The organism is Streptococcus parasanguinis (genome assembly GCF_032163505.1).
Lineage (GTDB): Bacteria > Bacillota > Bacilli > Lactobacillales > Streptococcaceae > Streptococcus > Streptococcus parasanguinis_V.
Genome location: NZ_CP134147.1, coordinates 957,165 through 971,412 on the forward strand (window position 1 = coordinate 957,165; position 14,248 = coordinate 971,412).

The 14,248-nt window shown below is 43.4% G+C and carries 15 protein-coding genes; all 15 read left to right on the forward strand.

From position 1 onward, the window contains the following. The first annotated feature begins 124 nt into the window (after positions 1-124). Positions 125-817 (forward strand): orotidine-5'-phosphate decarboxylase, encoded by a 693-nt coding sequence (gene pyrF / locus RIN70_RS04970; protein ID WP_003003278.1) that lies wholly within the window; start codon positions 125-127, stop codon positions 815-817. Positions 818-1,255: 438 nt separating this feature from the next. Further along, positions 1,256-1,888, forward strand: a complete 633-nt coding sequence (gene pyrE / locus RIN70_RS04975; RefSeq protein WP_003003338.1) for an orotate phosphoribosyltransferase — start codon at positions 1,256-1,258, stop codon at positions 1,886-1,888. 142 nt (positions 1,889-2,030) lie between these two features. Then, entirely contained in the window at positions 2,031-2,630 is a 600-nt protein-coding gene (locus RIN70_RS04980) for a hypothetical protein (protein WP_070665890.1), read from the forward strand. Between the two features lie 55 nt (positions 2,631-2,685). Beyond that, a complete protein-coding gene (locus RIN70_RS04985) occupies positions 2,686-3,177 on the forward strand; it encodes a DUF3592 domain-containing protein (RefSeq protein ID WP_070665888.1) in 492 nt (163 codons plus the stop codon). A 66-nt stretch (positions 3,178-3,243) separates the two neighbouring features. Beyond that, positions 3,244-3,741, forward strand: coding sequence for a hypothetical protein (locus RIN70_RS04990; RefSeq protein WP_272143562.1), 498 nt, complete (start codon positions 3,244-3,246; stop codon positions 3,739-3,741). Between the two features lie 274 nt (positions 3,742-4,015). Further along, positions 4,016-5,518, forward strand: a complete 1,503-nt coding sequence (locus tag RIN70_RS04995; protein ID WP_155199555.1) for a glycosyltransferase family 39 protein — start codon at positions 4,016-4,018, stop codon at positions 5,516-5,518. Between the two features lie 130 nt (positions 5,519-5,648). Further along, a complete protein-coding gene (locus RIN70_RS05000; protein WP_118398029.1) occupies positions 5,649-6,302 on the forward strand; it encodes a uracil-DNA glycosylase in 654 nt (217 codons plus the stop codon). A 9-nt stretch (positions 6,303-6,311) separates the two neighbouring features. After that, positions 6,312-6,776, forward strand: a complete 465-nt coding sequence (locus RIN70_RS05005; RefSeq protein ID WP_003003493.1) for an NUDIX hydrolase — start codon at positions 6,312-6,314, stop codon at positions 6,774-6,776. A gap of 11 nt (positions 6,777-6,787) precedes the next feature. Beyond that, the gene (locus RIN70_RS05010; RefSeq protein WP_049486213.1) at positions 6,788-8,056 is read left to right on the forward strand and encodes a dihydroorotase; all 1,269 of its coding nucleotides are present in this window, start codon (positions 6,788-6,790) and stop codon (positions 8,054-8,056) included. 14 nt (positions 8,057-8,070) lie between these two features. Next, complete coding sequence (locus tag RIN70_RS05015) at positions 8,071-8,913, forward strand: SGNH/GDSL hydrolase family protein (protein ID WP_272157371.1); 843 nt, start codon at positions 8,071-8,073, stop codon at positions 8,911-8,913. Further along, positions 8,882-9,514, forward strand: a complete 633-nt coding sequence (locus RIN70_RS05020) for a YpmS family protein (protein ID WP_024055930.1) — start codon at positions 8,882-8,884, stop codon at positions 9,512-9,514. The genes RIN70_RS05015 and RIN70_RS05020 overlap by 32 nt, the downstream gene beginning before the upstream one ends. Positions 9,515-9,947: 433 nt before the next feature. Beyond that, a complete protein-coding gene (locus RIN70_RS05025) occupies positions 9,948-11,510 on the forward strand; it encodes a 2-isopropylmalate synthase (RefSeq protein WP_313790745.1) in 1,563 nt (520 codons plus the stop codon). 12 nt (positions 11,511-11,522) lie between these two features. Then, the gene (gene leuB, locus RIN70_RS05030) at positions 11,523-12,560 is read left to right on the forward strand and encodes a 3-isopropylmalate dehydrogenase (RefSeq protein ID WP_272143548.1); all 1,038 of its coding nucleotides are present in this window, start codon (positions 11,523-11,525) and stop codon (positions 12,558-12,560) included. A gap of 1 nt (position 12,561) precedes the next feature. After that, positions 12,562-12,840 carry a DUF1294 domain-containing protein gene (locus tag RIN70_RS05035; protein WP_272106618.1) on the forward strand — a complete coding sequence of 93 codons (279 nt, stop codon included), beginning with the start codon at positions 12,562-12,564 and terminating at the stop codon, positions 12,838-12,840. 24 nt (positions 12,841-12,864) lie between these two features. Beyond that, the gene (leuC, locus tag RIN70_RS05040) at positions 12,865-14,247 is read left to right on the forward strand and encodes a 3-isopropylmalate dehydratase large subunit (RefSeq protein ID WP_313790746.1); all 1,383 of its coding nucleotides are present in this window, start codon (positions 12,865-12,867) and stop codon (positions 14,245-14,247) included. Position 14,248: the final 1 nt, after the last annotated feature.

Here is a 14,248-nt window from a genome sequence, read left to right on the forward strand (position 1 = left end):
CCAGAGAGGCTCCTAAGGTCTAGACGGTGAATCATGGTAGTTGTTCCTACCTAATTTTCGTGTAACCTTGCCTCGGGCAAGGTTTTTTTGTAGATAAAATGATCAATCAAAAAAGGAGTAATCCATGCGTGAAGAACGTCCTATTATCGCCCTTGACTTCCCAGCTTTCGAGGATGTCAAACACTTTTTAGAGCATTTTCCAGAAGACGAAAAATTATTTGTAAAAATCGGAATGGAATTTTTCTATGCAGTTGGTCCTGAAATTGTACATTACCTCAAAGGGCTTGGACACAGTATTTTCCTTGATTTAAAATTGCATGATATCCCAAATACAGTCAAATCAGCCATGTCCGTACTGGGGACTTTCGGAGTAGATATGGTGACGGTCCACGCAGCCGGTGGTGTAGAGATGATGCGCGAAGCCAAGGCAGCTCTTGGTGAAGGGGCTAAGTTGGTAGCCGTGACCCAGTTGACTTCTACCAGTGAAGAAGACATGCGTGATTGCCAAAACATCCAAACAACGGTCCAAGAATCTGTAGTTAATTATGCTCGCAAGGCCCAAGAAGCAGGCTTGGATGGCGTTGTCTGTTCAGCCCATGAAGTAGCCTTGATCAAGGATGCCACTTCATCAGACTTTGTCTGTGTCACACCAGGGATTCGTCCTGCTGGAGCTGAAATTGGTGACCAAAAACGTGTCATGACTCCACAAGAAGCCCATAAAATTGGATCTGACTATATTGTCGTTGGACGTCCAATCATCCAAGCAGAAAACCCATGGGACGCTTACCATGAAATTAAGAGACAGTGGAATGCGTAAGAGCTACTAAAAGTGAAACTTTTGTAGCTCTACGGAAAGTCCTATGGGACCTTTCCTAACGCATTCACTAGATTTAGAGTATAAAAATAATCGTTTTATCCTCTAAATCGTCGGAATACCAATCGCTACTAAAAGTGGGATTTTTTGTAGCTGTACGGGAAGTCCTACGGGATCTTCCCTAACGAGTTCACTAGATCACAGAAGAGAAAATGATCGTTTCTCTTCTGTAATCGTCGGAATAATCGGAGCCCGATAGGGCCTTCTCTAAACTATTCACTAACTTAGTTGAAAGAAAATTATCGTTTCTTTCAACTAAGTGTCGGAACTTAAAAAGTCCATGGGATCTTCCCTAACGCGTTCACTAACCTGTAATGTTGTTGTTTAAATCTAAAAATGATTTAATTCGTATATGATTAAAATCGTAAAAAAGGAGTCGTCATGTCATTAGCTAAAGATATTGCTAGCCATCTTTTGAAAATCGAAGCGGTTTATTTGAAACCAGAAGAACCTTTTACTTGGGCATCTGGGATCAAGTCCCCAATTTATACCGATAACCGTGTAACCCTCGCTTATCCTGAAACTCGTACCTTGATCGAAAATGGATTTGTAGATAAAATCAAGGAAGCTTTCCCTGAAGTAGAAGTGATTGCAGGTACAGCAACTGCAGGAATTCCTCACGGAGCCATTATTGCGGACAAGATGAATTTGCCATTTGCCTACATCCGTAGCAAACCAAAAGACCATGGTGCTGGAAACCAAATTGAAGGCCGTGTACCACAAGGTCAAAAGATGGTCGTAGTGGAAGATTTGATTTCTACTGGTGGATCTGTCTTGGATGCTGTCGCAGCTGCCAAGCGTGAAGGGGCGGACGTTCTTGGTGTGGTTGCCATCTTCACCTACCAATTGGAGAAAGCCGATAAGAAATTTGCGGAAGCTGGCGTTCAACTTGAAACCTTGTCTAACTATACAGAATTGATTCATTTGGCAGAAGAACAAGGTTATATCACTTCTGAAGGTTTAGAGTTGTTGCACCGTTTCAAGGAAAACCAAGAAACTTGGCAAAATAAATAATAGGACGGAAGCGTTTCTAACGCTTCTTTTTTATACTATTTTCACTAGTTGGTGGTTAACTTGAATCTCAAAGTAAAATCCGGTATGATAGTAGTAATTGTTTTTATGGATGAAGGAAAAACTATTTTTAAGGGAGAATAAGATGACAAAAGAACATTATTTGCAAGTGAAGAAGCAGGCTCGGGTCTGGTTTACCGTCAATATCATCATCAGTTTGATTGCTATTGCAGGAGGAATTTTAGTGGTCATTAGTAAATCACGTCATATCCCATTTTTATTGATGGCCTTGGGGGCACTGACTTTGATGAACCAAGTCTTGGTTACCCCCGCTTTCAACGCCAAAAAAGAAGCTGAGGAAGAACATCCAGAATGGAAGAGCTTGTCTACTAAAGATACTAAACTTCCTGTGGAGAATCTGCAGAAAGGGGTTTTGGTATCAGCTGCGGCTCTTCTGATTGTCATTATTGGTTTCTTCATGTTCTATCGTCCTCTTCCGACAACAGACGCAGGAACTGAAGTGATCAAAACCTATCGAGAGATTCAGTCTGTTCCAGAAAGTTCGACAGAAAAAGAATCTAACTCGATCTCCAATTTGACTCCGAAAGATGTTCAAACCTTACAAGAATTGAAAGAAGAAATCGAATCCAATGCCCCATCAGATTCAAACTCACTAGATATAAACAAAGCAAAAGATCTTGCAGAAAAAGCGCAGCAACAGAATTGGTTGAAAAGGGGAGAATAAAAATTTTTTCAAGGGATTTGAAACCAACTAGTTTATGTGAAAAGGTAAAAAATTAATGACAGTAACAATATTCTGGCTTAGTTTGGGCATTCTGACACTTATTTTCCTGATCATGCTGCTTATCTTTTACACCTTGTATCGCCGTGAAATAAAAGTGAAAACAGAATCTACCGCAAAAGTTATGGGAGAAGTAGTTGCTTTTGATTCCCAAAATCAACTGCTTATTTCTCTGCCTGTGGTGGAGTATCAAGTCGAGGGTGAAAGATACCAGAAGAACTTTACCTACGCTTATTTTAGAGAGACTTCTTCTAAGTCAAGACAAACCAATGTTTTCGATAGAACCTATGTTCTTGGAGCCGGCAAAAATCTGGATTTGCGGATGATATTCCCAATTGGGTCTCCTATGACAGTTTTTTATAATCCAGTCGATCCACAGCTTGGTTTTGTCGAACGATATGCCGGCTTAGTCGGTTTCTATAAAATCGGAATGATTCTAACGGTTGGAATTTATCTTGGGTTAGTATGTATTCTAGCTTTGTTAGGTTGAATTGTTCCGACCTATCTGAAATAAAAAGCACATTCATATATGTTTGGTTGAATGAGAGGATTTTCAATGATCAAAAGAGGTCAATGTTTTAATATCAGTTTGAATGGGAAAAGGCCACTCTGGGGGTACTTTTTGTTGGTGACAGATCAAGGGGAAGAATTCATCGTCAAACGCAATTGTAAAATCCCTTTCGACAAGTACCGAAAAGTGTACCAGACCAACCATTCGTTTAAAGATCAAATTTTTTCAAAGAAAGCACCAGCAAATATTTATTCTTTGATTGGTGTTCCACTAGGCCTATTATTAGCAAGGACATTTATAAAGATCCTTCCCATGGACCTTTTCTTTGGGAAAGCAAATCTTGATTTGAATGTTAGAGAAGGGGCGATAAATGTCTTTTTGTTTCTATTTGCAGTTATGATCACTTTATGGCTGGTCGCTATTGCTAGATATGTGCAGTTGAAACGGTTTGTTAAGAAAAATGAAGCAGAACTAGTATTTGTTGGTCAGATAAAACCAGTAGAGTATCTTCAAAAAACAGCAAATGGAATCGAGGTGTGGTGAATGCGAAAAATAAGAAAACGTCAATTGTTTGCCCTGGTTTGTTTAAGCATGATAGTCCTGTTTTTAGCATATTTTGTTCAAATGCGCTTGTTTTTGGGATTGATTTTATATTTGTTGGTCGTTCTCTTTTATAGAGGCCTTGAATTCACAGAGCCTCGGGAAATTGAGTTTGATTTTAAGGAAGATCCTAAAGATTAAAGATTATTCCCCAACCTTAATGATTTCCTACCACCCCATAACAGCAGAAATGCTGTTTTTTTGATATAATGGACCTATGTTATCGAAAAGTAAACGTATTCTATTTGGGATGCTTCATGTTGTCATGTTGCTAGTGATGGTCCACTGGTTCTTGATCAGTGTGATCTATCTGAGAGAGATTTCATGGCTAGCCATTTTAGGTGCTGGATTGCTATTTCTGCTAGCCTGGCTGAAACGCGATGGGCTAAAGAGTGCCTTTGCTTGGTTGACTCGGCACAAAAAAGGCTTCTTGCTTGGTGCCCTTGTCTTTCAGGTGATTGTCATGGTCTGTGCGGAGCTCTTTATCCGTCGGGATGCTGCGGTTGTTTTCAAAGGGGCTTTTGATCTTCTTAAGCAATCTTCCATCACCAACTACCTCAGTCGCAATCCCAATAACATTCCGCTCTTTCTTTACGAGAAGTTTTTCTATGTCTTATTTGGCTCTAGCGGTCTGTGGGTCATGCAGGCTCTCAATATCCTCTATGTCAATCTGGGTGCAGTCCTCTTGTACAAGCTGTCCCAGAAGCATTTCAATCAAAAAACGGCTGATCTGGTCTATCTCTTCTATGTGAGCTTGATCTGTTACTCGCCTTATTTCTACTCCATGTACACGGACATTCCGCCGCTTCCATTGATTGCCCTTCAATTATGGTGGGCCTTGGATCTCTTAAAGGAAGATCAAGCAGTCTCCTGGAAGAAGATTGTTGGTTTGGGAATCTTATCTGGCGTGACCATGTTGATCCGTCCAACGACGATTATTGTCATGATTGCCTTTTGGACTGTGCTCTTCTTCAGAGGAAATTGGAAGGCCTTTGGCAAGATTGCTACGGTGACGGTCTTGACGACGGGCTTTGTCTTTGCAGGATTGAATACAGCGGTCAATCATCAAAGAGTTGTACCGATCTTGAAACAAGAAGGGCTGGCTAAAGGACCACTCTTGTTTATCAATCTGGGCTTGACAGATATGGGGCACAACCAAGAAGATATGAAAGAAGGCTTGCTGGCCTATATCGATGAGGATAAGCGATCGGATTACAACAATGGCCTCTTTAAAAAAGAAAATGTGATCAAAGAAATCAAGCGCCGTCTCAAGGAGTACGGACCGTTCGGTTTGATCGGGCATATCTACTACAAGCAATCCTTGACGGTAGCAGAAGGAACCCTGGGCTGGCTCTACCGAGATGTAGAGTATGAGAAGACGCCTTTTATCAATCCTCTCTATGCACCCCTGACTAAAAATAATGGTTTGGCAAAATGGGTGCGGACCTATTTCCTTAGCATTGATCGCCCGCAGTACAAGTATTATGAATTTGTCAAGCAGCTGATCTGGATCGTCCTATCGGCTGGTTTGGTTGGAGCTTATCTCAAACGTCGAGATACAGATGATTTTAACTTCCTTTCCTTAGCGGTCTTTGGTGGTTTGCTTTTCTTAACCATCTTTGAAGGAGGGAAGACCCGCTACCTCATCCAATTCTTACCGCAAATTTTACTAGTCGCTTCGATCGGTCTAGCAGGATTTACCAAGAAAGAAAATACCTAAAAGCTCTGGCTTGTTTGACAGGCAGAAATTGAGGTTGGACAAAAATGTCCAGCCTCTTTTTTATCCAGTGGATCTGCGCCAAATGTGGTATAATGGAAGGTAAGAATTTATTGGATAGCGGAGAGTTTCCATGCAGCATTCACCCTGGCATGAAGCCATCAAATCCCATCTTCCAGAAGGGTATTTTCACCAGATCAATCACTTTATGAATGAAGTCTATAGCAAAGGAGTGGTTTATCCACCGCGTGACAAGGTCTTTAAGGCCTTGCAGACGACAGAGATGGATCAGGTCAAGGTCTTGATCTTAGGCCAAGATCCCTACCATGGACCAGATCAAGCGCAGGGCTTAAGTTTTTCTGTTCCGGATCATGTACCAGCGCCACCTTCTTTGCAAAATATTCTCAAAGAATTGCGCTCAGATATTGGAGAGAAGCGTTCCCATGATCTGACCTCTTGGGCAGAGCAAGGAGTGCTCTTGCTCAATGCCTGTTTGACGGTGCCTGCTGGTCAGGCCAATGGTCATGCAGGACAAATTTGGGAGCCTTTCACAGATGCTGTGATCAAGGTGGTCAATGAGTTGGAGGAGCCTGTTGTCTTTATCCTCTGGGGATCTTATGCCCGTAAGAAAAGGCCTCTGATTACCCACGATCGACATTTGGTCCTTGAATCAGCTCACCCAAGTCCTTTATCGGCCTACCGAGGATTCTTTGGTTCCCAACCCTTTTCAAAAACCAATCAATTTTTGAAAGAGGCGGGACGCGAGCCGATTGATTGGTTAAGATAGGAGAAAGAAATGCCACAATTAGCAACGATTTGTTACATTGACAATGGGAAAGAATTTCTCATGCTGCATCGCAATAAAAAGCCCAATGATGTCCATGAAGGTAAATGGATCGGAGTTGGTGGAAAATTAGAACGCGGGGAAACCCCTCAGGAGTGTGCTGCGCGTGAGATTTTTGAGGAGACGGGCCTTAGAGCCAAGCCAGTTTTGAAAGGGATTATTACCTTTCCGGAGTTCACTCCAGATTTAGACTGGTACACCTATGTCTTCAAGGTAACAGATTTTGAAGGAGAACTGATCGAGTGTAACGAAGGGACCTTGGAGTGGGTACCTTATGATCAAGTCCTCTCAAAACCGACCTGGGAAGGGGACCACACCTTTGTCGAGTGGTTGTTGGAGGATAAACCCTTCTTTTCAGCAATGTTTCGCTATGACGGCGACCGCTTGTTAGAGTCGCATGTTGATTTTTATGAATAAAGGAGAATGCAATGGTTGTCATTAAAAATGGTCGCGTAATGGATCCCAAAACTGGCTTGGATCAAGTCTGTGATCTTCGCATTGAAGGAAAGAAAATTGTAGAGATCGCTAAAAACCTCCCAACGGATGGACAAGAAGTCCTTGATGCTACTGGTCTGGTGGTTGCTCCTGGTTTGATCGATGTACACGTGCATTTCCGTGAACCCGGTCAAACTCATAAAGAAGACATCCATACGGGTGCCTTAGCCGCAGCTGCTGGTGGTTTTACTCGAGTGGTTATGATGGCCAATACCAATCCGACCATTTCAGATATTGCTACCTTAGAAGAAGTCTTAGCTTCTGCAGCCAAGGAAAATCTCCACATTCATACGGTAGCGACGGTGACTAAGAACTTTGACGGTCAACACCTAACAGATTTTGAAGGCCTGCTTAAGGCTGGTGCAGTAGGATTTTCAGATGATGGGATTCCCCTTCAAAGTACTAAGGTTGTCCGCCAAGCCTTGGAAGAAGCTAAGCGTCTAGGGACCTTTATTAGTCTGCATGAAGAAGACCCTGAGTTGAATGGCATTCTAGGTTTGAATGAAAACATTGCTAAGGAACACTTCCATGTCTGTGGGGCGACGGGTGTAGCCGAATATTCAATGGCTGCGCGTGATGCCATGATTGCCCATGCGACAGGTGCTCACCTCCATATCCAACACCTTTCCAAGGAAGAAAGTGTCAAGGTGGTGGAATTTGCCCAAGGATTAGGAGCTCATGTGACGGCAGAAGTGGCACCTCAACACTTTTCGAAAACAGAAAGTCTGCTCTTGACTAAGGGAAGCAATGCTAAGATGAATCCACCTCTTCGCTTGGAATCTGACCGTCTAGCAGTGATTGAAGGCTTGAAGTCAGGCGTCATCTCCGTGATTGCGACTGACCACGCGCCTCACCATGCAGATGAGAAGAATGTTCCTGATATTACCAAAGCACCATCTGGCATGACTGGGCTTGAAACTTCGCTTTCTCTTGGTTTGACCTACTTGGTGCATGCTGGCCATTTAAGCCTGATGCAATTGCTTGAAAAGATGTCCTATAATCCAGCACGTCTCTATGATTTTGATGCTGGCTATATCGCAGTGGATGGACCGGCTGATTTAACCATCTTTGATCCAGAAGCAGATCGTCTGGTATCGGATCATTTCGCTTCAAAAGCTGGCAATTCACCATTTGTGGGTGAAACATTAAAAGGGAAAGTTGCTTATACAATCTGTGATGGACAAGTGATTTTTCAAGGATAAGCGATCGTATTCATATGAATCTTAAAAAAATGATGCAAGGCTTGGTTTTCTTTTTAACCAGCCTTCTTGTCTTTGTCTTTCTATTTCGTGCTTTGCTACCAACTGCGTCTCCTCGTATGACCAAGCCCAAAACGGCTGAGAAAGAAATCACCTATACATATGTAGCTCTAGGAGATTCACTGACCAAAGGTGTTGGAGATAGTACCAATCAAGGGGGCTTTGTGCCCATCCTTGCTCAAAGTCTGTCCAATGAAAATGACGGCCAGTACCAACCTGTCAACTATGGAGTAGCTGGGAATACAAGTGCTCAGATCTTAGATCGACTCAAGAAGCAAACAGATCTTCAGAAGGATCTCAAAAAGGCGCGTGTCATGACCTTAACGGTTGGGGGAAATGATCTGCGCAAAGTTGTTGTCGATCATCTGAGTGATTTTTCTCTATCAGATATCCAAAAACCGCTCAAGAATTATACAGCGAACCTCAAAGAAATTATTACAAAGGCCAGAAAGGACAATCCCCATCTTCCCATTTATGTAGTGGGGATCTACAATCCTCTTTACCTGAATTTTCCTGAATTAACTAGTATCCAGACGGCTGTAGATCGTTGGAATGAGACGACGGAAGAAACCATCGCGCAATTTGATCAGGTCTATTTCGTTCCGATCAATGATCTGCTTTATAAAGGAATTGATGGCAAAATGGGCGTATCAGAAGTCAGTGACGGGAAGACTACCGTTATCAATGATGCCCTGTATGAAGAGGATAGCTTTCACCCTAACAATACGGGCTATGAAAAGATGAAACAAGCAATATTGGAGAAAATCAATGCCACGAAGAAAACTTGGAGTCAAAAATAATCCCATCAACGAGAAGGTCCCCTTCCTTCAAAAAATTAATATTTGGAAATGGTTGTTTTTAGGATTGGTGAGCCTTCTCTTAGCCTTTGCTATAGTCGTGCAAGGACGCTTAGCGACGCCAAGAGAAGATGTTAGTCAGCTTCATCAAGCAGTTGGCACCAAAGATGTCAAAGTTGGAACCATGACAACGACTCGGGATCAACTCAATGATACTATCAAATCGCTACTGAAAAAATATAAGCTGTCCGACTACAAGGTCTATGCGGACAATCAGCAAATCCTATTAGAAGGGCAGTTGAGTCTCTTAGGAAAGGAGTATCCCTTATATATTTACTTCCAACCATCCAAATTGGAAAATGGGAACATCCTCTTGACGGTGAAGGATTTTTCAGTTGGAACCTTTCAAATTCCACAAAGGATGGTCTTGCAGCTCTTGAGTAAAAATAAAAATATCCCAAAATTTGTTCAGATCTCACCCAAGCAGTCTACCATCACCATTGTATTGCCAGAAATTGACAATGACTTTGGAATCTATGTCAAGGCCAATACCATTGACCTCTATAATGACAAGATCGTTTTCGATTTGTATCAGAAGAAGTAGGGCGAAAGAGGCTATTCAAATTGAATTCACAATCATCTTAAAAAATTTCCTTAGGTTCAATAATTCCGAGTGCTAGAAACAATAGTGTTTCTAGCACTTTTCTCATGACGGGAAGTTTCTAAGATGACTATATCCTCAATCTAACTAGAACTGAAAGCTTTATTTTGTTTCTATTCAAAAAATTCAGAATATTACAGAAAATTCTTGACATTGCTTTTTCCCTATGCTAAAATACTAAACAAGACATTGAACAAAGGAGAAAGTCAAACATGAAAACAGCTAAGTTTATTCAATTTGCTTTGTTGTTGAGGTATAAGGGCTAGTGCAGAAGCATTAGTCCTGTTTGGCTTACCAAGCGGGCAAAAACATCTCGCTTGGTTAACCGAGTGAGATGTTTTTCTTTATATCCACTACATAAAAATGAGGAGACCCTATGCGTAAAGTTGAATTTTTAGATACCAGCCTTCGGGACGGTGAACAGACTCCAGGAGTTAATTTCTCTATCAAAGAAAAAATTGCCATTGCTAAACAATTGGAAAAATGGGGTATTTCTGCTATTGAAGCAGGTTTTCCTGCAGCTAGTCCTGATTCCTTCACGGCTGTTCAAGAGATTGCCAAGGTCTTGACCAAGACAGCCGTGACAGGTTTGGCTCGCTCCGTTAAATCCGATATCGATGCTTGCTATGAAGCCTTGAAAGACGCCAAATATCCACAAGTTCACGTCTTTATCGCAACCAGTCCGATTCACCGGGAGTTTAAACTCAACAAGAGCAAGGAAGAAATTCTTGAAGCCATTAAAGAGCACGTTTCATATGCGCGTTCAAAGTTTGAGGTTGTGGAGTTCTCGCCAGAAGATGCGACACGGACCGAATTGGATTTCCTCTTGCAAGTCGTACAGACTGCAGTCGATGCAGGGGCCAGCTATATCAACATTCCTGATACAGTCGGTTTCACGACACCAGCGGAGTACGGTGCCATTTTCAAATACTTGATTGACCATGTCAAGACAGATCGCGAGATTATCTATTCCCCTCATTGCCATGATGACCTAGGTATGGCCGTGGCGAATAGCCTCGCTGCTGTTAAAAATGGTGCCCGTCGTGTTGAAGGAACCATCAATGGCATCGGGGAGCGGGCCGGCAATGCGGCGCTTGAAGAAGTAGCAGTTGCTCTCAATATTCGCGAAGACTATTTCCAAGTGGAGAGTCCGATTGTCCTTAATGAAACCATCAACACTTCTGAATTGGTTTCTCGTTACTCTGGTATTCCAATTCCTAAAAACAAGGCGGTTGTTGGTGGCAATGCCTTCTCACACGAGTCTGGGATTCACCAAGATGGGGTCCTTAAAAATCCTCTTACCTATGAAATCATCACACCTGAATTGGTGGGTGTCAAGAGCAATAGCCTCCCTCTTGGAAAATTGTCTGGTCGCCATGCCTTTGTCGAAAAACTGCATGAGTTGGGACTGGAATTTACAGAAGAAGACATCAAGCCATTGTTTGCGAAGTTCAAATCTCTGGCAGACAAGAAACACGAGATCACAGATGCCGATATCCGCGCCCTTGTTGCAGGTACAGCAGTTGAAAATCCAGAAGGATTCCAATTTAACGATCTCCGTTTGACAACCAACGCAGACGAAACGATTACAGCAGCGGTTAGCCTCAGCAATGAAGAAGGGGAAGTACTTGAATTCCTTGCCAATGGTCAAGGATCGGTTGAAGCGATCTTTAATGCGATTGATAAATTCTTCAACCAAACTGTTCGCTTGACATCATACAATATCGATGCAGTGACAGATGGGATCGATGCCCAAGCCCGTGTCTTGGTATCCGTGGAAAATGTCGATACAGATACGATTTTCAATGCCTCTGGTTTGGACTTTGACGTATTGAAAGCCTCTGCCATCGCTTATATCAATGCCAACACACTGGTTCAAAAAGAGAATGCGGGTGAGATGGGACGAGCTGTCTCCTACCGTGATCTTCCACAAGCCTAAGAGGAACTGAACATGACAAAGAAAATTGTAACACTTGCAGGAGATGGGATTGGCCCTGAGATCATGGCAGCTGGACTAGAGGTCCTCGCAGCCGTCGCTCCCAAAATTGGCTTTGATTATAGCCTAGAAGACAAACCTTTTGGGGGTGCAGGAATTGATGCCGCTGGCCACCCTCTTCCCCAAGATACTCTAAAAGCAGCTAAAGGAGCGGATGCTATTCTTCTCGCAGCCATCGGGAGTCCTGAGTATGACAATGCTCCTGTTCGTCCAGAACAAGGCTTGCTCGCTATTCGCAAGGAATTAAATCTCTTTGCCAATATTCGTCCTGTACGGATTTTTGACGCCTTGAAACACTTGTCTCCTTTGAAACCAGAGCGTATCGAGGGTGTCGACTTCGTGGTCGTGCGTGAATTGACAGGTGGGATTTACTTTGGAGAGCATATCTTGAAAGAAGATACAGCGCGCGATATCAATGATTACAGTGCGGAAGAAATTCGTCGGATTATGCACCAAGCCTTCAAGATCGCGCAAGGACGTGGCAAGAAAGTGACCAGTATCGATAAGCAAAATGTCCTAGCAACTTCTAAATTGTGGCGCCAAGTGGCAGAAGAAGTTGCCAAAGAATTTCCAGATGTGACCTTAGAGCACCAGCTTGTCGATAGTGCGGCCATGATCATGATTACCAATCCAGCCCGCTTTGATGTCGTAGTGACAGAGAATCTATTCGGAGATATCTTATCTGACGAATCGAGCGTCCTTCCTGGAACACTAGGCGTGATGCCGTCTGCCAGTCATTCTGACCAAGGACCAAGCATGTACGAACCGATTCATGGTTCAGCACCTGATATTGCTGGTCAAGGCGTTGCCAATCCGATTTCCATGATCCTGTCCGTCGCTATGATGCTCCGAGACAGTTTTGGAGAAACAGCAGGTGCAGAAATGATCGAAGAAGCGGTCAATCAAACCTTGAATCAGGGGATTTTAACCCGAGATCTAGGTGGTCAGGCTTCGACTGCAGAGATGACAGCAGCTATCATAAGGAATCTCTAAGATGACTTGGAGAGATCGCTGTTTAATGGTCATTGCTCTTTGGAATGGTATGGTCTTTCTGACCTATGGCTTAGATAAGCGAAAAGCCATTCAAAACAGATGGCGGATTCCTGAAAAGGTCCTCTTACTCGAGAGCTGGCTACTTGGTGGATTTGGAGCTCTTCTAGGTGGGCATCTCTTTCACCACAAGGTACGAAAATGGTATTTCCAAGTCACCTGGTGGATGAGTAGCCTTCTCTTAGCAGGTGTCCTCTTTCTAATCCTTCAATGGATTCCCTAGCAACAAGATAAATGGAGAAAGACGATGATTGGAAAATCTATCTTTGATAAACTTTGGGACCGCCACGTGATTACTGGAGTGGAAGGGCAACCCCAACTCATGTATGTAGACCAACACTATATCCACGAAGTGACGAGTCCCCAAGCCTTTCAAGGATTAAGGGATGCAGGACGCAAGGTTCGACGACCTGATTTAACCTTTGGAACCTTTGATCACAATGTTCCAACGGTCAATATTTTTGATATCCGAGATGTCATTTCAAAGGCCCAGATTGATAAATTAGCTGAGAATGTGGTGGACTTTGGGATTGATCATGCTGCCCATGGTTCTGCTAAGCAAGGAATCGTTCATATGGTGGGCCCTGAAACCGGTCGGACCCAGCCTGGGAAATTTATTGTCTGTGGAGACAGCCATACCGCAACCCACGGAGCCTTTGGTGCCATTGCCTTTGGGATTGGAACCAGTGAAGTGGAGCATGTCTTTGCTACCCAAACCATCTGGCAAGTCAAACCCAAGAAAATGTTGGTTGAATTCACCGGAACCCCACAAAAAGGGATCTATTCAAAGGATTACATCCTAGCTTTGATAGCGCGCTACGGTGTTGCTTGTGGAGTTGGCTATGTCGTAGAGTATCGGGGAGAAGCAATTGATCGTTTGACTATGGAAGAACGCATGACCATCTGTAACATGTCGATCGAGTTCGGATCCAAAATGGGGATCATGAATCCAGATGAGACGACCTTTGACTACCTCCGAGGACGCGAATGTGTGCCAGATGATTTTGAGGCCGCAGTAGCAGATTGGAAGACTCTGGTTAGTGATGACGATGCCGTTTATGACAAGGTCATCCGTATGGATGTATCTGATCTTGCTCCGATGGTGACTTGGGGGACCAATCCTTCTATGGGAGTGGACTTCGAGACTCCTTTTCCAGAGATTCGCGACATGAATGATGAACGGGCTTATCATTATATGGATCTTGAACCTGGCCAAAAACCAGCAGACATTGAATTAGGCTATATCTTTATCGGTTCCTGTACCAATGCGCGTCTCAGCGATTTGGAGTTGGCAGCCAAGTTTGTGAAAGGCAAAAAAATTGCGCCAAACTTAACTGCTATTGTGGTACCTGGCTCTCGTCCGGTTAAGCAAGCCGCCGAAAAATTAGGCTTAGACAAGATCTTCATGGATGCGGGCTTTGAATGGCGTGATCCAGGATGCTCGATGTGTCTAGGAATGAACCCAGACAAGGTTCCAGATGGGGTCCACTGTGCCTCTACTAGCAACCGGAACTTCGAAGACCGCCAAGGATTTGGGGCTAAGACCCATCTCTGTAGCCCAGCAATGGCCGCTGCAGCAGCAATAGCTGGTCGCTTTGTCGACGTGCGCCAAATGCCAGAAGTCAAGTAAA